An 18,894-nucleotide genomic window follows, 5' to 3' on the forward strand; every position below is an offset into this window, starting at 1 on the left:
TCCTTGCCAGCACGTTCGGCCGCGACAGACATCGGCGCCGCCGCCGCCCCGCAGCCCCACCCTCAGACGCGTGTGGCCGGGCGCCGGGCGCGACCTAGATCCCGGATCCACCCTGCGAGAGACCGGTCATGGCCTTCACCGATCCGAACGAACCCAGCGCGACGTCGATCAGCGACCAGGAGTTGGTCAACACCCTGATCGAGCGCAAGGAAGCCGGCGAGCCGGTCGACGCCGACATCCTGGCGCTCCTGACCGACATGGAACGGCTGGGGCTCACCGGCACGGATGCCTACGCGACCCTCGACGCGTATCGGCCGGGGCCCACGGTCGGGGCAACCGGCGGCGACGACGAGGCCGAGACGATGTCGTAGCGCCGGCGCTACGTCGTGCCGCGTGTCTGATCAGGCCGATCGCGCCGAGGCCACCTCCAGTCCCGCCGACGCCGCAGCGTGCCGGGACTGTTCCATGGCCGATTCAGTCGCCTCAGGACGGCCGAGCCTTACCGGCAGCGATGGCGGCGCCCGTCCCGGCCGAGATAGGTCCCGCTCTGCGGGTCGTAGGACCGGAACCGGCGCGCGCAGCCGCGGTCATCGTCGACGACGCGGTCGGTCTCGGTGTCGGCGTAGCCGTAAGTGACGGGCGCGTAGCCGCCGTAGTACCCGGCGTCGTAGCCGTATCCCGGATAGCCGTAGCCGCCGTACAGACCGCCCACAGCGAGCCCCAGGCCCAAACCGCCGAGGCCATACCCGCGCCGGCCGTAGCCGTAGCCGTAGGGCCTCCCGTAGAAGCCGCGGTTGTAGCCGTCATGGCGATGATGACCGTAGCCGCGATGGGCCTCGAGCCCGTGCCCGAAGCCCAGGTTGGACAGCCCGCCGCCGACAGAGGGCCGACCGAAATTGTGGTTGCCGAAACCGTGATTGGCGAAGCCGGCGGCAGCCGCTCCCGACCCGAGCGCGTGATTGCCGAAACCCCGGTTGGCGAAACCGCCGCCTGCGGGACCGGCTCCGAAGCCGCGATTGCCGAAGCCGTGATTGCTGAAACCACCGCCGCCCGCGACGGCCGCAGCTCCGAAGTTGTGGTTGCCGAATCCGTGATTGGCGAAGCTGCCCGCCTGCGCGCTGGCTCCGGTCGGCATGCCGAAAAGGGCGCCGGCAAGGATTGCCGATGCCACCGCTGTGACTGTTGTGGTCATGGTCGCTACTCAGGCTGTGTCATATCTATCCGAATGAACGTCGCGCAGGACACGGCCAATCCCGCTTCCTTTTGTCCTGCGACAGTTCAGAGAGGCCGCCACTTCGGCGACCGTCACCTCGTCGCGCGGCGTCGCTGTACCGGCGGGCACGCTCAGGTCGGCCGACGGCAAAGCCCCGTGAACCGCATTCGGCTCCGGTGCGGTGTCCGCGGGTGGGCTGGAGGCGGCGCGCACGGTCCCACAGTCCCGCGAGGCGGCGCTCCGTCACTCAGCGCCGGCGGGCGCGCAGCGCGTACAGAACCGCGAAGGCGATGATGATGCCGATCAGCAGCAGGGCCGGCATCCCGAGCAGCCCGTTGGATTGCGCCGCCTCGGTTCCCGGCGTCGGATTCACGGCCTGCGCCTGAGCGCGACCGGCGGCCAAACCGAGCAGCGCTGTGGCCAGACCTCTCACACGCGACATCGCGCCTCTCCGGGATGGGGTGGCCGGCGCCGCAGGTCGAATGCTGCCCGCGCGAACGTCGGACGCGGCGCGCCGGTATGGGCGCGCGGGGGGTTCCGCGCGGTGCGGCCTCGGGAGACGCGGATCTCGCGCCGCGCCTCCCCGATCGTGGACTGGGCGCCTACGAGTGCTGCTGACGCTTCAGGCTGCTCTGCGCCCCGGACTCGTCCGTCTTCGGGTTCGCCAGGCCGCTCGTGTTGCCGTCGGCGTCGGCGTCCAGCTCGGCGACCACCTGCCGATTGCCGGCGTGATCCTGGTACTGCTCGGTCTGGACGTTCTTGCTGTCCAGGCCTCGCTCGTCGCTGTGCCGGGACTTGTCGCGGTTGCTGAGCACCATGTTCTCCGGCAGCACGCCTTCCGGCAGCTCCGACATGGCCCCGGTTCCGCTTCCCTTGCCCTGGGCGCCTGGGCCGACCTTGTGCCGACTGGCATTCGCCATGATCATCCTCCGGTGCAGATCAACACTCTCGTCGGGCACGGCGGCTCGCGGCGCCCGCGCGGCTCGGACAGTCAGCGGTCCTGCTGGTAGCCCTGGTTGGTGGTGTTCACCTTGGAATTTCCGGCTTGGCCGACCTTGTCCGGATCCTTGGTCTGGGATCCGGCACGGCCCTGCGTGAGCGGCGCTTCGGTGGCGCTGCCGGGCCCCTTGTCGGACCGGTTGGCCGGCGGAACAGGCGGTGGCTTGGTCGTCATGGTAACCCCGTGTTGGCCGAATACGGAGCCAACCCGACAAGGTCCGCATCGTTCCGGACCAGGCTTTCCCGGTCACGCTTGGTAGCTGATCCGCGAACGCGGCACCGTTCGAGCGAAACTATACATTCATCCGCCCCGATCACGGAGGCGAGCGAGCGCCATGATCGGCGCCATTACTGTGACCGTGCGCGCAACGACCTCGACACTGCGCGGCGGCTCGCGAATCCCGCGAAACAATGCCGGCCGGGTCGGGTTGTCGACACGGGGGACGATTCCTGCCGAGACCCCGGTCCCGGCCACGCTCGACCTCCGCGGCATCCGGCGGCCGGGCGCAGACATGTCCGCGGTCGATCCGGGCGCCGAGGCGCAGCTCCCGTTCGACGCCCCGCCTGGGGATCCCCGCAGCGCGACCACCTCAGCCGCCGCCCAAGGAGCGCCACATGACCGACTTCCCGAAGCCGCCCTTCGACCGGCAGCGCCAGCTCACCCCGCCGGCCCGCGACGCCGACATGGATCCGCGACCGGATTACGGCGAGTCGCACTATCGCGGCTCGGGGCGGCTGTCCGGCCGCAAGGCGATCATCACCGGCGCGGACAGCGGCATCGGCCGGGCGGTGGCGCTCGCCTTCGCCCGCGAGGGGGCGGACGTGCTGGTCAGCTACTACGACGAGCACGACGACGCCCGGGAGACCTGCCGCCTCGTGGAATCGGCGGGCCGCACGGCCGTGGCGGTGCCGGGGGACATCAAGGACCCGAAGCATTGCCGCGCCATCGTCGACAAGGCGGTGGCCGCGTTCGGGCAGGTCGACGTGCTCGTCAACAACGCCGCGCACCAGAAGACCTTCGCGAACCCGGAGGAGATCTCCGACGAGGAGTGGGAGGTCACCTTCGCGACCAACATCCACGCCATGTTTTACCTGGTGAAGGCCGCTCTCCCGCACATGAGGAGCGGCGGATCGATCATCAACACCACCTCGGTGAACGCCGACGCGCCCAGCCCGCAACTGCTCGCCTACGCCACCACCAAGGGCGCGATCCAGAACTTCACCGGCGGCCTCGCCCAGATGCTGGCGGAGCGCGACATCCGGGTGAACTGCGTGGCCCCGGGGCCGGTCTGGACGCCGCTCATCCCCTCCACCATGCCGGAGGAGAAGGTCCGCTCCTTCGGGTCGCAGGTGCCGATGAAGCGCCCCGGCCAGCCCTGCGAGCTCGCCCCCGTCTACGTCATGCTGGCCGGACCGGAGTCGAGCTACGTCTCCGGTGCCACCGTGGCGGTGACCGGCGGCAAGCCGATCCTCTGACCCATCCCGTCACAGCTCAGGAGAACCGCCATGGCCCGCAACCCGACCGATGCGAACCCGTCCGACCGCGCGAGCCTGCGCAGCTTCAGCGCGACGGCCGACCGGAACGGCCAGGATCTGGGTCAGGACGAGGCCCGGGATCTGGCGCGCCCGGCGGAACTCATGCACGAGCGCCAGTCCGATCCGGGCTGGCAGGCCGAGGTCGTCCGCACCGCGTCGGGTCAGCACCGCGTCGACGCGGTGAGCGGCGGCAGCGTCGACTCCGTGGAGGCGACGGAGGCCGAGACGCCGCCCGAGAACCTGCGCCATCTCGGCGACGCGAGCACCGGGCCGAGATCCGCCTGACCCGCTGCCGAGGCCGTGCCGGACATGATCCCGATCCACGTGCACGCCGTCACCGACTACGTCGTCCCCGCCCTGATCGCCGCCCTGATCGCCGCGCTGTCGCGGCGGCCGGGGCGGGGGTCCGCGGCTCGGAGGATCCTGCGGACCGGGCCGGTCTGGCACGCGGCCTACACGGTGCGGACGCGCTACGAGGGCGGCCCCGTGCCCGCCCCGTCGATGCGGACCCCTCTCGCCTGCGACGCGGTGGGCGCCCGGCCCCTGTCGGGACGCGATCGGTGATGCCGTCCGGTCTCGGCTTTCCGCTCGCGATGGCGTCCCTGTTCACCCTCGGCTGGATCGTCATCCAGAAGGCCGGGACCCGCACCGAGGCCGTGGCGGAGGGGCTGGGAGCCCTGTTCCTCCTGAGCGCGTTGCTGGCCGTGGTCGCGCTCCTCGCGGCCTTCGGCAACGGGCACGCGACCGGGCTCGTGCTGATGCGGTCCGTGTCGGCCGGCTAGGAGCGGCAGATTCTGCCGCCCGGCCGATCCTGCCGGCCAGGGGCCCGGACGCGCCGCTGAAAACATTGGGGAAATCCTGGAACGGCCCGTGCCTGCCCGCAGTGAGGGCGGTCGCGGAGACGTACCATGTCGGTGAATACGGTTTCGGGCAGTTCACTCCAGCGGGATCTCGTCGGCGCCCTGAGGCAGGCGCGCGCGGCGAACGCGGCCCGCCTCGACGCCGGGACCGCCGCGACGGCGGGCCAGGGGACCGGCGCGCAGGCGGCGACCGCGGACAGCGCCGCCCCGTCGACCGGGACGGCATCGACGCCGACCCTGTCGAACGACCTGATGGCGTCGCTCCTCCAGCTGCAATCCGACTTCAGCCAGATGGGGCTGCAGAACGGCGTCACCGCGCCCGCGGAAGCCGCGGCCAACGCCGACGACGCGTCGACCACCGGCACCGAGGCCGGCCAGGCCGCGGCCGGCGCGCGCCCCGTCCAGCACCATCGCGGCCACCACGGCCATCGCTCGGTGTCGGATGCCGAGCAGGGCGGGGCGGCCGCCCAGAGCGGCGGCGCCGCGGACGCGTCCGCGGCCTCGTCCGCAAGCACCTTCGCGAGCACCTCCGCGAGCACGTCCACGACCGCGTCCGCCGATCCCGCGACGGCCACGGCGACGGACAGCGGCAGCGACCTGCAATCCTTCCTGCAGCAGCTGACGAAGGCGGTCACCGCCTACGCGGCCGGCGGACCGCTCGGCATCGCGGCCGCGCTCACCAGCAGCACCAAGGCCTGACGCCCCCGGGTTCGACCCGCGTCTGGAGCGGCGCGGCCGGCTCTGGCATGATCGGGACAACCGGAGAGCGCCATGGCCCTGACCATCCCCGTGATCCTCGGCAGCGTCCGGGCCGACCGCATCGGCATCCGCGCCGCGCGCTTCCTGATCGCGCAGCTCGCGGCGCGCGGCCACGCCGCCCCGCTGGTCGATCCGGCCGAACTGGCGCTCCCGCTCCTCGACCGGATGTTCAAGGAATACCCGGCCGGGACGGCCCCGGAACCCCTGCAGCGCTGCGCCGACCTCTTCCGCCGCGCCGACGCCTTCCTGGTCGTCACGGCCGAGTACAACCACGGTGTGCCGCCGGCGCTGTCCAACACCCTCGATCACTTCCTCGAGGAGTATTTCTGGCGGCCCTCGGCCATCTGCTGCTACTCGGCCGGCCAGTTCGGCGGCGTCCGGGCCGCGATGCCGCTGCGGGCCATGCTCGCCGAGATGGGCATGTCGAGTATCCCCTCGCTCCTGCCGATTCCCCGGCTCCAGAAGGTCGTCGACGCGCAGGGCGTCCCCGCCGAGCCCTGGCTCGCGGCGGCGGCCGGCCGCTTCCTCGACGAGCTGGAATGGCACGCCGAGGCCCTGCGGGACCGGCGCCGGCGCGGCACGCCGTACTGACCCGCGGAGCGCCTCCCGGCTGGCGCCGACTCGTGCCGGGCGGTGACCGCGAGGCCGTGCGGCCGCCAGCATCGTCCCCGGCGAATCGGAGGTATTCGGGCGGCGATGCTGGCCTCCACGCGGGGGTTTTCTGTGCCCTGAATCTGTCGAGATAGCGCATTCGATTCTCGAAACGCCCAAATACTCGGCACGTGATTGTAGAACAACTGAGCCGGATCGCGGCGGCGAGACGGTGAACGGGCAGAGCGCCCCGGTCGCGAGACAGTATTGCGCTGTTGCAAAAAGGTGGCTGCACACGGCCGCGAAGTATGAGAGCTTGGCCGTGTTCCCGAACCCGGACCGATTCCGATGAAGATCGACGAGAGGGCGCTCCTGCAGGAGCGCGTGCGGACACTTGTCCTGCGCCACGCCCTGGAAGCCGTGCTGGACCGCCTCGCGTCCGTCGCGCGGGAGGCGGGCAAGGATGCGGAGACGGAATTCCTGAATCTGGAGCAGTCGCTCGTCTCGGCCGCGCGCGGCCTCGCCGATCGGGCCACCGCCCAGAAGCTGGCGGTGCTGGTCGCCGTCGAGGACGCGGGCACGACGATCCGGGCCGCGTTCGACAACGCCCATGACCGTCTCGAGGTGCTTCGGCCGGCCCACCTCACCCTCGTCGCGCCGACCGCGGCCGTCGCCGCCTAGGCGCGCACGGGTCGGCCTCTGCCGGGAACGCGCGGCGCGGACCGGGCCTCAGCGCGGGTGCGCCTCGGGCAGGGACGCGCCGGCGCTCGCGGGCGCGGGCCCGCGGAACGTCGCGAGACCGGCCGAGAACCGCACCAGCGTCGCGAGGCCGAAGGCGAGGAAGGCGGCCCCGCCGGTCAGGACCACCCGCTCGATCCGGTCGGTGTTGATGATGTGGTCCGGCACCTCGACGCATTGCACGAGGATCTCGGCGACCAGCCTCAGGACCAGCAGGGCGAGGCCGCCGTGGTGGCAGAGGGCGTCGATCGCCGCCTCGTGCTCCGGATCCTCGCTCGGCAGGCCGCCGAGGAGGTGGCTCACGCCGTGGCGCTCCTCCAGCACCACGCCCCAGCCGATCAGGATGACCCCCATCCCCTCGATCAGGTGGCCGGCCTCGTGGATCGTCGCGTGGGTCCGGAAGCCCGTGCCCCAGAGCAGCGACGCGACCTCGACGAGCGCCAGCGTCAGCGGCAGCGCGATCAGCGCGTTGAACACGACGATCGACCACCGATTGAGGAGTAGTTTTGCCAGCATGGACCGGAGCGCAGTCTGAACGCGCATGGACGCAGAACTCGGGCGCGACGCGGGCTCACCGATCCCGGTCAAGCTCAGCAAGACCGCGCCGCTCCGGCTTCGTCGAGGACGAGCGGCATTCGGGACGCGAGGTCCGGTTTCCGGGACTGAACGCGCTACCACGCGCCCGATACAGGCGGCGCCCGCCGCCGCGCAGCTCACGTCTCCGAGTCGCGTCACCCGGCCGGACAGGTCCACGACGCTCCTCGCCGGCGCGGCCGGGGAGGGCGGAACGTCGGATCGGGCAGGCGCGTGCGCGACGCGCCCGCCCGGCGCCTCACTGCTTGGCGCGGTTGATGATCGCCCAGAGCGCGCGGGCGACAGGCTCGGTGACGGTTCGACGGTACTTGCGGTGAACCAGTTGCCCGTTGTGGTAGACGTCCTGCTCCACGTAGAGCCGCTCGCCGTCCCAGCGGACGATGTTGTCGGACTCGGTGGTCTCCTCGACGCCGAGATCGCCTCGGAGAATCGAGTTGCCTGTCTGGGTCAGCATACGCGCGTCCTCGTTCACGCAGTCGGTCCTACCCGGGAAGCGCCATCGCGGCCCGTGCAGCGCGACCCCAGGCAGCCCCCGACAAGGGCAGCATAGGAGGGCATCGGCGGACTTGCCAGCGAGGCGGTGGACGCAAGCGCCCGACCGTCACGTCGTCCCCGGCCGGGCCCGCGAGCCGGCCGGCCAGGAGGGCCCTTAACGTTACCCGTGTGCGCTTCGGCACGTTCAGCTCGGCCGTAAGGTGCGATGCTTCACATGCGCACCCTGTCTCTCTGCACGACGCAGGCGGGATCGGCGGCGCGACGGAGGCGTCCATGCTCGCTCGCCCGTTCCGCCTGATCGCCCCGGCGCTCGCGGCCCTCGGCCTCGTCGCCCTGCGCCTCGCGAGCCCGTTCATCGGGCCGGTCTCGCACCCGCAACCGGGCGCCTCCGACGACGGCGGCGTCGTCTTCCGGCACTATCTCTGAGACTCAACCCCGGCGGCTCAGCACGGGAGCCGCGGCCGGCAGCGGGCACGACGCTCCGGCCGCGGGCCCGAGGATGATGTCGCCCTGGCGCGGGTTGTTCACCGTGAAGGGCGCCGTCTCCTGGAGGCCGATGAAGCCGCGCCCGAGCTGCGGCACGAACAGGTCGCCCCCGAACCGGACGAAGCAGCGGTCGAGCACCGCCTCGTAATCGAAGGTCCGCTGGGTGACCGGGGTCCCGCCCGCGGCCGGCACACCGCAATAGGCCGCGATATCGATCTGGCCCGGCCGCGCGAACCGCACCGGGAGCGACTGGCCGGGCAGCAGGGTAGCGGGCGGCCCACCGTCCTGACGGGCGACGAGGACGAGGTTCGACCGGTTGTAGACCCGGCGCAGGCAATCCGCCGACGCGCCGGAGACGGCCGAGACCGACCCGGCGATGCCGAGCAAGAGGCCGGCCCATGCGCACGCTACACGCTTCGTCACCGCAATTCCTCCGCCGGCCGGGCGCTCGATCGGTCGAGGCCGTCGATGTGCCGTGCATGACTTGAACAGCGGCCAGCTTGGCCGCGCAAGACGAACGCGGCAAGACCCGCCGCGTTCACGCGCGGCGCGGAAATTCCCGCGCGCGCCTTGCGGTCAGCGGCGCTCGTACAGGAGGCGGGCGCGGATCGTGCCCGGGATGGCGCGGATCTCGGTGAGCAGCGCCTCGGCATCCGCGTCGGTGGCGTCGGTCTCGAGCACCACGTAACCGACCTCGCCGTCGGTCTGGTAGAACTGCGCGGCGATGTTGACGTGGCCGCGGGAGAACACGTCGTTGAGCCGCCCGAGCATGCCGGGCAGGTTGCGCTGGACGTGGATGAACCGCGTCCCGGTCGGGCGGGCCGGGAGCTGCACCTGCGGGAAGTTCACGGCGCCGACGGTCGAGCCGATATCGGAGTAGTCCACGAGCTTACGCGCCACCTCGGAGCCGATCCGCTCCTGCGCCTCCTCGGTGGACCCGCCGATATGCGGGGTGAGGATCACGTTCTCGAGCCCCTGGAGCGGGCTCACGAAGGATTCGGCGTTCGAGCCGGGCTCCACCGGGAAGACGTCGACGGCCGCGCCCTTGAGATGGCCGTCGCGCAGGGCCGCGGCCAGCGCCTCGAGATCGACCACGGTGCCCCGGGCGTTGTTGATCAGGAAGGCGCCGGCCTTCATCGCCCGGATCTCGGCCGCGCCGATCATGTTGGCGGTGGCGTCGGTCTCCGGCACGTGCAGCGAGACGACGTCGCTCTGGGCCAGCAGATCGTGCAGCGTCTCGACCGGCTCGGTGTTGCCGTGGCGCAGCTTGTCGGTGTGGTCGTAGAACAGCACCCGCATGCCCATGGCCTCGGCCAGGGTCGAGAGCTGCGTGCCGATATTGCCGTAGCCGACGATGCCCAGCGTCTTGCCGCGCACCTCCAGCGAGCCCGCCGCCGACTTGTCCCAGCGGCCCGCGTGGGCCCCCACCGAGCGCGGAACGATCCGGCGCAGCAGCATCACGATCTCGCCGATCGTCAGCTCCGCCACCGACCGGGTGTTCGAGAAGGGGGCGTTGAAGACCGGGATGCCCCGGTGACGCGCCGCTTCCAGATCGACCTGGTTGGTGCCGACCGAGAAGCAGCCCACGGCCAGGAGCCGGTCCGCCGCCTCGAAGGCGGCCGCGTCGAGCTGCGTGCGCGAGCGGATGCCCACCATGTGAACGCCCTGGAGCGCCTCGTGCAGGGCCTCCCGGTCCAGCGCCTTCGGCAGCCGCGTCAGGTTGGTGTAGCCGGCCGCCCGCATCAGCGCGACGGCGCTGTCGTTGATGCCCTCGAGCAGCAGGACTCGGATCTTGTCCTTCGGCAGGGAAAGCTTGTCGGGCGTCATGGGCGTCGATCGTCTGGCAGCAGGCCGTGCCCGGCGGAGCCGGCCGACCCTGGAATCGAGCGGCCTGGGATAAGAGGGCGCCGTGTGCGTTGCAACATGGCACGGTGACGGACGGCCCCGCTTGACCGCAGCCCCGCCCTCGGCCTGCCGCATGGCTGCCCCCGAGGCCCCGAGGCGACCGCCGCGCGGCCCTTGCCAAATATTCAGGCAGCTCAAACTGTCTTGAACTGACCTCGCTGACGGAACCTGACCTCGGCTCGCGGTTTGTAGGGCCCTGTACTGTAACGACCCGTCTGCCGGCCAGGCCGGACAGCGACCATCCTCACGGTCTCCGACGATGCACATCCGCACCGGCCTCTCGATCGCCTTCGACACGTTCGGCCCCACGCCGATGAACCTGCTCCTGAACGTGCGCCCGGAGCGCCGGGGTGACCTCCTGACGCCGGAGGTGATCACCTTCGATCCGCCGGTCGCGGCGGCGCAGCACATCGACGCCTTCGGCAACGTCTGCACGCGCATCGTCGCGCCGGGCGGCCGGATCACCATGGCGGCCGATTTCACGATCGCCGACAGCGGCCTGCCGGACGATCAGGCCCCCGGCGCCCGCCAGATGGCGGTGCAGGATCTGCCCGACGACGTCATGCCGTACCTGCTCGGCTCGCGCTACTGCGACACCGACAAGCTCTCGCAGACCGCGTGGTCCCTGTTCGGCGGCACCCCGGAGGGCTGGGCACGGGTCCAGGCGATCGTCGATTTCGCCCATACCCGCCTGCGCTTCGACTACCAGCAGGCCGACGCGACCCGGACCGCCTTCGACGGCTACACGCAGCGCGTCGGCGTGTGCCGGGACTTCGCGCATCTGGCGATCACCCTGTGCCGGTGCATGAACATCCCGGCGCGCTACGCCACCGGCTACCTCGGCGATATCGGCGTCCCGAAGGACCCGGCGCCGATGGACTTCTCGGCGTGGTTCGAGGTCTTCCTCGAGGGGCCCGAGGGACCGCGCTGGTACACGTTCGACGCCCGCCACAACCGGCCCCGCATCGGCCGCATCGTCATGGCCCGCGGGCGCGACGCCACCGACTGCGCCCTGACGACGAGCTTCGGCGCCGCCCACTTGGTCCGGTTCGACGTCCACACCGACGAGGTGACCGAGGCCCCCGATACGCTGGCCCGGGCCGCCTGAGGCGCGCCCCCACCGGACAGCCCGCCGGACAGTCCGCCGGCCCGCCCCCTAGACCGCCTCGGCGGCCTCGCGGGCCCGGATCGGGTTGTTCGCGAGGTGCAGGAAGGTCTGGTCGAACTCCGCGACCTCCGCCAGCGCGTCCCAGTCCTCGATCGTCAGGAGGCCGCCGCTGAGCGTGACGAGCCCGCGTCCGCGCAGGGTGCGCAGGACCCTGTTCAGGTGCACGCTGGTCAGACCGAGCGCGTCGGCGAGTTCGGACTGCTTGGGCACCAGCGGGCAGCTCAGCCCGCGCGCGAGCCCGACCGCCTTCTGCCGCAGGTACAGTTCGCAGAACAGGTGGGCCACGCGGCCGAGCGCCTGCCGCCGCCCGAGGCTGGTGATGCGCTCCCGGTAATGGGCGGCGTCGATGAGGCTGTCGCGCCAGAGGGTGCCGGCGAGCCCCGGATTGCTCAGGAGGACCGCGCGCAGGTCGTCGTGCGCGATCAGCGCCACGACGCAGGGCGTGAGGGTGGCGAGGTTGTGATCCATCCGGTGCAGGTGAAGGCTCTGCAGGTCCGGCAGGTCGCCCGCGATGTAGAACGACAGGATCTGCCGCCCGCCCTCGGCGAGGGCGGCGTAGCGGTAGACCCAGCCCTGCAGGACGAGGCAGCTGTGGGTCGGCCGGTCGCCGAACCGGACGATGTCGTGGCGGGCCGGCAGGTTCCGGACCGTGTGCGGCAGGTCGAGGAGCGCCGCGCGGTCGGAATCGGCCAGGCGCGAGATGCTGTCGAGCTTGCGCGCCAGCATCTCCATCGGGGTGCTGTACCCGTTCGGCATCGGAGGCTCAGCCCCCGGATCGCGCGGTCCCGCCGCGCCGACGGTGGTCAACCCGTAAGTCGTGATCAGGACGCCGCACGCTTCACCCCCTAACACGCCCCGCATCGCCGGACCGGCCCGGATCCCGGCCAGTCCGGCGATGCCCCCCCCTCAATTCGCGGAAGCGCGACCGCGAGTGTTCGATGGCGGACACGTTCGCCAAAACCGCCGCCGGCGGCAAGACCGCCCGGTCTCCGCAGACCGTCCGCCTTCCGCCGAGCCTAAAACCCTAATCGGTTGAAGTCGCAAGGGCGATGTTGTAAGGGACGCGCGTCCTCCCGGATCCGCCCTCGCGCGCTCGTCTTCTGGCGCGCCCGCCGGGCCGCCGGACGGACCGCCCTCGTCATCCGTATCGACGCGTCGGCAAACCGGGTCCCACGGGACCGGTCGCCTCTCCCGAAAGACTCCGGGAAGGCCGCGGCGAACGGGGGCGCCTGCAACGCGAGCCGCCGACGCAACGGGCCTCCGCCGGGGGCCGTTCAGGAGACAGAATGACCGCAGGTACCGCTCTGGGGCGTGGCCCGAGCCGCGAGGATTTCGCAGCCCTCCTCGAGGAGAGCTTCCTCGAACACGAGATCACCGAAGGCTCCGTCGTCAAGGGTCGCGTCGTCGCGATCGAGAAGGACGTGGCCGTCATCGACATCGGCGCCAAGACGGAAGGCCGTGTCGCGCTCAAGGAATTCACCGGTCCCGGCCGCGAGGGCGAGCTGAAGGTCGGCGACGAGGTCGAGGTCTACGTCGACCGGATCGAGAACGCGCTCGGCGAGGCCGTCATCTCGCGCGACAAGGCGCGCCGCGAGGAGAGCTGGGTCAAGCTCGAGAAGTCGTTCGAGAACAACGACCGCGTCACCGGCACGATCTTCAACCAGGTCAAGGGCGGCTACACCGTCGACCTCGACGGCGCCGTGGCGTTCCTGCCGCGCTCGCAGGTCGATATCCGTCCGGTCCGCGACGTCACCCCGCTGCTGGGCACCCCGCAGCCGTTCCAGATCCTCAAGATGGATCGGCGCCGCGGCAACATCGTCGTGTCGCGCCGCACGGTCCTCGAGGAGAGCCGCGCCGAGCAGCGCTCGGAGCTGGTGGCCAACCTTGAGGAAGGTCAGGTCATCGACGGCGTCGTCAAGAACATCACCGAGTACGGCGCGTTCGTCGACCTCGGCGGCATCGACGGCCTGCTGCACGTCACCGACATGGCGTGGCGCCGCGTGAACCACCCGTCCGAAGTGGTCACGATCGGCCAGACCGTGAAGGTCAAGATCATCAAGATCAACCACGAGACGCACCGCATCTCGCTCGGCATCAAGCAGCTGCTGGCCGATCCGTGGGAGGGCATCGCCGCCCGCTACCCCGAGGGCGCCAAGCTCAAGGGCCGCGTGACCAACATCACCGACTACGGCGCCTTCGTGGAGCTGGAGCCGGGGATCGAGGGCCTGATCCACGTCTCCGAGATGAGCTGGACCAAGAAGAACGTCCATCCGGGCAAGATCGTCTCCACCTCCCAGGAGGTCGAGGTTCAGATCCTGGAGGTCGATCCGGTCAAGCGCCGCATCTCGCTGGGCCTCAAGCAGACCCTGCAGAACCCCTGGGAGGCCTTCGCCGAGAAGCACCCGGTCGGCTCCGAGGTCGAGGGCGAGGTCAAGAACAAGACCGAGTTCGGCCTGTTCATCGGCCTCGAGGGCGACGTCGACGGCATGGTCCACCTGTCGGATCTCGACTGGAACCGTCCCGGCGAGCAGGTCATCGAGGAGTTCAAGAAGGGCGACATGGTCCGCGCCCAGGTTCTCGACGTCGACGTCGAGAAGGAGCGGATCTCGCTGGGCGTGAAGCAGCTCGGCGGTGACCCCTTCGCCGAGGCCGGCGAGATCAAGAAGGGCCAGATCGTCACCTGCGAGGTGATCGAGGTGAAGGATGCCGGCGTCGAGGTGAAGATCGTCGACACCGACATGCAGACCTTCATCCGTCGCGCCGAGCTCGCCCGCGACCGCGGCGACCAGCGTCCCGAGCGTTTCGCCGCCGGCGAGAAGTTCGACGCCCGCGTCGTCCAGTTCGACCGGAAGGCCCGCCGCGTGCAGGTCTCGATCAAGGCCCTCGAGGTCGCCGAGGAGAAGGAGGCCATGGCCCAGTTCGGCTCCGCCGATTCGGGCGCCTCGCTCGGCGACATCCTCGGCGCCGCCTTCAACAAGAAGCGCTCCGACGACGAGTGAGCGACGGCCTCCGCCGCCCGGCCTGTCCGGGCGGCGGATCCGCCGCGTCGTGACCCGCGCGGGACCTTGGTCCCGGGCGGGTTTTTCTTTTGGCACCGACAATTCAAGGTTGCCGAACGCGGGCCGCGAGCCCGGTCGCGCCGTCCGACGCGACAGCGGCCCGCCGCCCCGTCATTTTCTTCGCGCGCCCCGTATCCACGCCCGCGGAAAATGCTCTAGAACACCGGCCTCGCACGGCTCGGACCGAGCGAGCCGAAGGAAACCAAGGACTTGCCCGGCGCGGGGGTACGCCTCCCGCACCCCGTCGAGGGGCCGGTCGGGGTGCTTTAGGGGAAGCGACAGCATGGCAGCCGATGCCGAACTGCTGATTGACCGGCGGCGCCTGCGCCGCAGGTTGTCCCTCTGGCGCGTGCTCGGCGTCGGCGGCCTCGTCGTGGCGGTCGGGGCTCTCGGGTACCGGGTGCGGACGGGCGCGGACGGCGCCTTCGCGGTCCAGCCGCAGATCGCGCGCATCTCCGTCTCGGGCTTCATCGCCGGGAGCGAGGCCACCGCGAAGCTGATGAAGCGGGTCGGCGATTCGGACGCCGTGAAGGGCGTGATCGTCTCGATCAACTCGCCCGGCGGCACCACGACGGGCTCGGAGGAGATCTTCCGCAACCTCCGGGCGCTCGCCGCCAAGAAGCCGATCGTGGCCTTCGTGGACGGCACCGCCGCCTCGGGCGCCTACATCACCGCCATCGCGGCCGATCACATCGTCGCGCGCGAGACCAGTCTGGTCGGCTCGATCGGCGTGCTGTTCCAGTACCCGGACTTCTCGGGTCTCCTGGACAAGGTCGGCGTCAAGGTCGAGTCGGTGAAGTCGTCGCCGCTCAAGGCCGAGCCCTCGGGCTTCACCCCGACCTCGCCGGAGGCGCGCGCCGCGCTCGCCTCCGTGGTCGGCGACACCTACGCGTGGTTCAAGGGCCTCGTCGCGGAGCGCCGCGGCATGGATCCGGCGCAGCTCAGCACCGTCTCGGACGGCCGGGTGTTCAGCGGGCGCCAGAGCGTGCCGCTGAAGCTGGTCGACGAACTCGGGGGCGAGCGGCAGGCGGTGGCGTGGCTGGAGAGCGCCCGCGGCGTCCAGGCGAACCTGCCGATCAAGGACTGGAAGCCCGCCTCGGAGAGCCGGTTCTCCCTCTGGTCCGCCGCCGGGATCGGCGCCGACCTCCTCGGCCTGGAAGGCCTCGCGGCGCGGCTGCGGGCCGTCGGCGCCGAGGCCGAGGCCGCCCGGGGCGGGATGCTCGCCCTCTGGCGCCCGGAACCCTGAACGACCGCCGCCGCGCAGCCCGCCCCGATCCCGCGAGAAGATCCCACGCCATGATCAAGTCGGAGCTCGTCCTCAAGATCGCCGAGCAGAACCCGCATCTCTACCAGCGCGACGTGGAGATCCTGGTCAACGCGATCCTCGACACCATTTCCGACGCGCTGGCCCGCGGCGACCGGGTCGAGCTGCGCGGCTTCGGCGCCTTCTCGGTCAAGCGCCGCGAGGCGCGCCGGGGACGCAACCCGCGCACGGGTGCCGCCGTTGCCGTGTCCGAGAAGGCGATCCCCGTGTTCAAGACCGGCAAGGAGATGCGCCAGCGCCTCAACGCCGCCGGGATCGGCGAGAATGCCTCGGCCGCCGAGTAGGAAGGACCTGTGAGCGCGATGATCCGTTTCCTGAAGAGCCTCGTGCTGCTGCCGATCGCCGCCCTGGTGATCCTCCTGGCGGTGGCCAACCGCGCGCCGGTGCGGCTCTCCTTCGATCCGTTCAACGTGGACGCGCCGGTCTTCAGCGTCGATCTCCCGCTCTACGCGATCCTGTTCGGCGCGGTGGCCCTCGGCATCGTCGTGGGCGGCATCTTCACGTGGCTGGGCCAGGGCAAGACCCGGGCGCGGGCGCGCTACCACCGCCGCGAGGCCGTCCGGCACGAGCGCGAGGCGACCCGACTGCGGGCCTACGCGCCGGAGACCGAGACCTCGGGCGCCTACACGGTGCCGAATACGGGCCGGACGGCCCTTCCGGCCCCGCGCTGAGCCGGGGGCCTCAGCGGCCGCCGCGCGCGGCGGCCACGAAGGCCGCGATCCGCGCCGGATCCTTCACCCCGGGCGCCGTCTCGACGCCGGACGACACGTCGACCGCGCCGATCCCCGTGCGGGCGAGGGCGTCGGCGACGTTACCGGCATCGAGACCGCCCGACAGCATGGTGCCGGCCGGGAGCGCGGCACCGCGCAGGATCTCCCAGTCGAAGCGCCGGCCGTTGCCACCCGGCAGGGCGGCATCCGGCGGGGCCTTGGCGTCCAGCAGGATCCGGTCGGCCACCGCCGCGTAGGCGGGCATCGCCGCGAGATCCGTCGACGTCGCGACGCCGATCGCCTTCATCACCGGCCGCCCGGTCCGGGCGCGGATCGCCGCCACGCGCTCCGGGCTCTCGCTCCCGTGGAGCTGGATGAGGTCCGGATCCGCCGCCTCGACCGCCGCGGCGAGCAGCGCGTCGTCAGGATCGACGAGCAGGATGACCCGCTCGGCCCGCCCGCGGGCGCGGGCCGCCAGGGCGGCGGCCTGCGCGAGCGAGACGTGCCGGGGACTGCGCGGGAAGTGCACGAGGCCGATCCAGTCCGCCCCGGCCTCCAGCGCGGCGGTCAGGGTCGCTTCGGTGCTGAGCCCGCAGATCTTGACGCGGGTCGGGGACGCGGATGAGGCCATGGGCCCTCTATAGCCGATCTCGCGACGCCGAGCAGGTCCGCGACCCGGGTCAGCGGGTCGCCTAGTACAGCGCCGGCACGTAGACGTTGGGGATCGGGAAGCCGCTGAAGACGACCTTCCCGTCGACGAGCCGCAGCGGCGGGAGCGCCTTGAGCGGCGTCGCGTCGGCCGGCGCGCCCGGGTTGGGGCGCTGGGCCAGGCCCAGGAGTCCGCCGACCAGCTGGCCCACGAGGGCCCCCTTGTCCGAGCCGAAGCGCTGGCCGACGATGCTGCCGACCAGCGCGTCGACGCCGGCCGCCCGCAGATCGACCTGGCCCGCGGGGCGGTGGGCGGCGTCGAGGGCGAGCGTGCCCTTCGCCTGGACGCGCTGCGGGCCCTTGGCCAGCGACAGGGCCGTCAGGTCCAGGGCGCCCCCGGCCTGACGCCAGCGCTCCAGCTCGCGCGCCACCGTCCCGGTGCGCAGCACGGTGGCCTGGGTCAAGGTCGCGTCCACGGCCAGATCGGCCGGATCCTGCGTCCCGGTGAGGGCGTCGAGCTGCGGCACCGCCGCTTGGTTCAGGCGCAGGCTGATATCCACGGCGCCGTCGGACTCGAACCGGCCGGGGCTCGGCCGGGCATGCAGCTCCAGGTGCCGGCCCGAGACCGCGATCGGGCCGGGCTCGGCGCCCGTCACGGAGATGTCGGGATTGTCGACGACCAGCGAGGCGCGGGTGAACCCTCCCGCCGCGCCGTGGAAGCTGCCCTGGAGCGCGGTCCAGGACGCGTCGCCCGTCAGCGGGCCCTGCTCGACATGGAACGGCCCGACGCTCTCGAACACGACGAGGCGGGGCTGATAGATCTGCGCCACGGCGGTGCTCGGCCCGAGCCGGAAGCGGCCGTCGGCGCGCTCGAGGGTCACGGCGCTGCAGCGCAGCTCGAGGCGGAACGGGTAGCCCCCGAGGGACCGGTCCGCACAGGTCCAGGTGCGCCCGGCCGCCGCCTCGCGGGCGATCCAGCCGTCGATCTCGCTGGCCGCGCGCTCCCGCATCCACAGCCAGCCGGCCGACCAGCCCGCCACCACCAGGGCGAGCAGGATGTAGGGCAGGAACAGCCCGAGCCGGGATCGCCGCGCGCCCCGAACCGGGGCTGTCCCAGCGGCGCTCTCCGGCCGCGTCCGATCCTGCACCATGCGCTCCGCTCCCCGACCCCGTCCCCTCGGGGACATCGTGGCCCCGCCTTGAGGCCATGCACGGGGCGAAACTGGGGCAGCGCCGCCCGGGGTCGACCGCCACGGACGCGATCCGTTCCTGCGCGGCGCGTTTCCGCTCAGACCTGCGCCGGCTCGACGGTGTCGACCTGCAGATCCTCGACGATCGCCGTCCGCTCGGCCTCGTTCTCGGCGAGGCGGTGCACGTGCATCTCGGTGGCACCCCGGCGACGAACACGGTCGAGCCAGGTCCGGCGCAGATGGTCGCGCGGGCGCTCGCTGGAGCTCGCCACCGAGACCATCTCGGCGATGCCGGCATTGTCCCGGCGGACGGCGATCACCACGGCCTGCGCCATCTCGTCGAGGTCGAAGCCCCCGGCCGGATGGACACCGACCACGTAGCGCCGGCCGGAACGGCCACGCCAGGCCGAGAGCGGGAGCGCGGGGGAGCCGCGCAGACCCGCGGTCGTCTTGAGGCGTTCTTCACGCACGTCCTGCCTCCGGGTGCGATCGTCCTTCAGGTCGCGGAGCGCGGCCGACCAGGACAGGGCTCTTCTGTTCGCCATTTGTTCCAACCTAACGCGCGATATCCACAGGCGTCAAGGGCGACGTTCCTAGAGGGAGATGTGGCGACGATGCC

The 18,894-nt window shown here is 71.5% G+C and carries 26 protein-coding genes; 14 read left to right on the forward strand and 12 right to left on the reverse strand.

Going from position 1 to position 18,894, the window contains the following annotated elements; all coding sequences use genetic code 11:
- Positions 1-128: 128 nt before the first annotated feature.
- Positions 129-371 carry a hypothetical protein gene (locus ME121_RS21000; RefSeq protein ID WP_012319433.1) on the forward strand — a complete coding sequence of 81 codons (243 nt, stop codon included), beginning with the start codon at positions 129-131 and terminating at the stop codon, positions 369-371.
- A gap of 128 nt (positions 372-499) precedes the next feature.
- Here the strand turns inward: ME121_RS21000 and ME121_RS21005 are convergent, their stop codons facing one another.
- The 4 genes from ME121_RS21005 to ME121_RS21020 all read right to left on the reverse strand — a co-directional run bounded on the left by ME121_RS21005 (position 500) and on the right by ME121_RS21020 (position 2,387).
- A complete protein-coding gene (locus tag ME121_RS21005) occupies positions 500-1,192 on the reverse strand; it encodes a BA14K family protein (protein ID WP_059409540.1) in 693 nt (230 codons plus the stop codon).
- A 268-nt stretch (positions 1,193-1,460) separates the two neighbouring features.
- The gene (locus ME121_RS21010) at positions 1,461-1,655 is read right to left on the reverse strand and encodes a hypothetical protein (protein WP_059409541.1); all 195 of its coding nucleotides are present in this window, start codon (positions 1,653-1,655) and stop codon (positions 1,461-1,463) included.
- A gap of 160 nt (positions 1,656-1,815) precedes the next feature.
- A complete protein-coding gene (locus ME121_RS21015) occupies positions 1,816-2,133 on the reverse strand; it encodes a hypothetical protein (protein ID WP_012319430.1) in 318 nt (105 codons plus the stop codon).
- 71 nt (positions 2,134-2,204) lie between these two features.
- Positions 2,205-2,387, reverse strand: coding sequence for a hypothetical protein (locus ME121_RS21020; protein ID WP_012319429.1), 183 nt, complete (start codon positions 2,385-2,387; stop codon positions 2,205-2,207).
- Positions 2,388-2,827: 440 nt separating this feature from the next.
- On the opposite strand from ME121_RS21020, the gene ME121_RS21025 reads away from it, so the two are divergent.
- From ME121_RS21025 to ME121_RS21055, 7 genes are all read left to right on the forward strand, one after another.
- Positions 2,828-3,688 carry a glucose 1-dehydrogenase gene (locus ME121_RS21025; RefSeq protein ID WP_043073766.1) on the forward strand — a complete coding sequence of 287 codons (861 nt, stop codon included), beginning with the start codon at positions 2,828-2,830 and terminating at the stop codon, positions 3,686-3,688.
- A gap of 30 nt (positions 3,689-3,718) precedes the next feature.
- Positions 3,719-4,033 (forward strand): hypothetical protein, encoded by a 315-nt coding sequence (locus ME121_RS21030; protein ID WP_012319427.1) that lies wholly within the window; start codon positions 3,719-3,721, stop codon positions 4,031-4,033.
- Between the two features lie 24 nt (positions 4,034-4,057).
- A complete protein-coding gene (locus ME121_RS21035) occupies positions 4,058-4,312 on the forward strand; it encodes a hypothetical protein (RefSeq protein WP_206406867.1) in 255 nt (84 codons plus the stop codon).
- A complete protein-coding gene (locus ME121_RS21040; protein ID WP_012319425.1) occupies positions 4,312-4,530 on the forward strand; it encodes a hypothetical protein in 219 nt (72 codons plus the stop codon). The genes ME121_RS21035 and ME121_RS21040 overlap by 1 nt, the downstream gene beginning before the upstream one ends.
- A 126-nt stretch (positions 4,531-4,656) precedes the next feature.
- Positions 4,657-5,307, forward strand: a complete 651-nt coding sequence (locus ME121_RS21045; RefSeq protein WP_059409542.1) for a hypothetical protein — start codon at positions 4,657-4,659, stop codon at positions 5,305-5,307.
- A gap of 72 nt (positions 5,308-5,379) precedes the next feature.
- The gene (locus ME121_RS21050; protein ID WP_012319423.1) at positions 5,380-5,958 is read left to right on the forward strand and encodes an NADPH-dependent FMN reductase; all 579 of its coding nucleotides are present in this window, start codon (positions 5,380-5,382) and stop codon (positions 5,956-5,958) included.
- A 348-nt stretch (positions 5,959-6,306) separates the two neighbouring features.
- The gene (locus tag ME121_RS21055; protein ID WP_012319422.1) at positions 6,307-6,639 is read left to right on the forward strand and encodes a hypothetical protein; all 333 of its coding nucleotides are present in this window, start codon (positions 6,307-6,309) and stop codon (positions 6,637-6,639) included.
- A 48-nt stretch (positions 6,640-6,687) separates the two neighbouring features.
- On the opposite strand, the gene ME121_RS21060 is transcribed toward ME121_RS21055, so the two are convergent.
- Together ME121_RS21060 and ME121_RS21065 are read right to left on the reverse strand one after the other, a co-directional pair.
- The gene (locus tag ME121_RS21060) at positions 6,688-7,239 is read right to left on the reverse strand and encodes a hypothetical protein (RefSeq protein ID WP_059409543.1); all 552 of its coding nucleotides are present in this window, start codon (positions 7,237-7,239) and stop codon (positions 6,688-6,690) included.
- Positions 7,240-7,528: 289 nt separating this feature from the next.
- Positions 7,529-7,744, reverse strand: a complete 216-nt coding sequence (locus ME121_RS21065; RefSeq protein ID WP_012319420.1) for a hypothetical protein — start codon at positions 7,742-7,744, stop codon at positions 7,529-7,531.
- A gap of 314 nt (positions 7,745-8,058) precedes the next feature.
- Here ME121_RS21065 and ME121_RS33955 point away from each other — a divergent pair, with 314 nt between their 5' ends.
- A complete protein-coding gene (locus ME121_RS33955; RefSeq protein WP_179240011.1) occupies positions 8,059-8,211 on the forward strand; it encodes a hypothetical protein in 153 nt (50 codons plus the stop codon).
- Positions 8,212-8,214: 3 nt separating this feature from the next.
- Here the strand turns inward: ME121_RS33955 and ME121_RS21070 are convergent, their stop codons facing one another.
- The gene (locus ME121_RS21070) at positions 8,215-8,694 is read right to left on the reverse strand and encodes a hypothetical protein (RefSeq protein ID WP_059409544.1); all 480 of its coding nucleotides are present in this window, start codon (positions 8,692-8,694) and stop codon (positions 8,215-8,217) included.
- Between the two features lie 153 nt (positions 8,695-8,847).
- Positions 8,848-10,098: a phosphoglycerate dehydrogenase gene (gene serA / locus ME121_RS21075; protein ID WP_024829921.1), complete on the reverse strand. Its 1,251-nt coding sequence runs from the start codon at positions 10,096-10,098 to the stop codon at positions 8,848-8,850.
- A 337-nt stretch (positions 10,099-10,435) separates the two neighbouring features.
- Here serA and ME121_RS21080 point away from each other — a divergent pair, with 337 nt between their 5' ends.
- A complete protein-coding gene (locus tag ME121_RS21080) occupies positions 10,436-11,284 on the forward strand; it encodes a transglutaminase-like domain-containing protein (RefSeq protein ID WP_059409545.1) in 849 nt (282 codons plus the stop codon).
- 48 nt (positions 11,285-11,332) lie between these two features.
- Here ME121_RS21080 and ME121_RS21085 read toward each other — a convergent pair whose 3' ends face one another.
- Entirely contained in the window at positions 11,333-12,100 is a 768-nt protein-coding gene (locus ME121_RS21085; protein WP_012319415.1) for a Crp/Fnr family transcriptional regulator, read from the reverse strand.
- Between the two features lie 530 nt (positions 12,101-12,630).
- Here ME121_RS21085 and rpsA point away from each other — a divergent pair.
- From rpsA to ME121_RS21105, 4 genes are all read left to right on the forward strand, one after another.
- The gene (gene rpsA, locus ME121_RS21090) at positions 12,631-14,343 is read left to right on the forward strand and encodes a 30S ribosomal protein S1 (protein ID WP_012319414.1); all 1,713 of its coding nucleotides are present in this window, start codon (positions 12,631-12,633) and stop codon (positions 14,341-14,343) included.
- Positions 14,344-14,686: 343 nt separating this feature from the next.
- Positions 14,687-15,649, forward strand: a complete 963-nt coding sequence (sppA, locus tag ME121_RS21095) for a signal peptide peptidase SppA (RefSeq protein ID WP_043073763.1) — start codon at positions 14,687-14,689, stop codon at positions 15,647-15,649.
- 50 nt (positions 15,650-15,699) lie between these two features.
- The gene (locus ME121_RS21100) at positions 15,700-16,011 is read left to right on the forward strand and encodes an integration host factor subunit beta (RefSeq protein ID WP_012319412.1); all 312 of its coding nucleotides are present in this window, start codon (positions 15,700-15,702) and stop codon (positions 16,009-16,011) included.
- Positions 16,012-16,029: 18 nt separating this feature from the next.
- The gene (locus ME121_RS21105) at positions 16,030-16,398 is read left to right on the forward strand and encodes a LapA family protein (RefSeq protein WP_012319411.1); all 369 of its coding nucleotides are present in this window, start codon (positions 16,030-16,032) and stop codon (positions 16,396-16,398) included.
- 10 nt (positions 16,399-16,408) lie between these two features.
- Here the strand turns inward: ME121_RS21105 and ME121_RS21110 are convergent, their stop codons facing one another.
- The 3 genes from ME121_RS21110 to ME121_RS21120 all read right to left on the reverse strand — a co-directional run bounded on the left by ME121_RS21110 (position 16,409) and on the right by ME121_RS21120 (position 18,820).
- Complete coding sequence (locus tag ME121_RS21110; RefSeq protein ID WP_024829925.1) at positions 16,409-17,068, reverse strand: phosphoribosylanthranilate isomerase; 660 nt, start codon at positions 17,066-17,068, stop codon at positions 16,409-16,411.
- 61 nt (positions 17,069-17,129) lie between these two features.
- The gene (locus ME121_RS21115; protein WP_059409546.1) at positions 17,130-18,236 is read right to left on the reverse strand and encodes a DUF2125 domain-containing protein; all 1,107 of its coding nucleotides are present in this window, start codon (positions 18,234-18,236) and stop codon (positions 17,130-17,132) included.
- Between the two features lie 137 nt (positions 18,237-18,373).
- On the reverse strand, positions 18,374-18,820 hold the full coding sequence (locus ME121_RS21120; protein ID WP_059409547.1) for a hypothetical protein: 447 nt from the start codon (positions 18,818-18,820) through the stop codon (positions 18,374-18,376).
- Between the last annotated feature and the right edge of the window lie 74 nt (positions 18,821-18,894).

This window comes from Methylobacterium sp. ME121 (genome assembly GCF_000974725.1).
GTDB classification, from domain to species: Bacteria; Pseudomonadota; Alphaproteobacteria; order Rhizobiales; family Beijerinckiaceae; genus Methylobacterium; species Methylobacterium radiotolerans.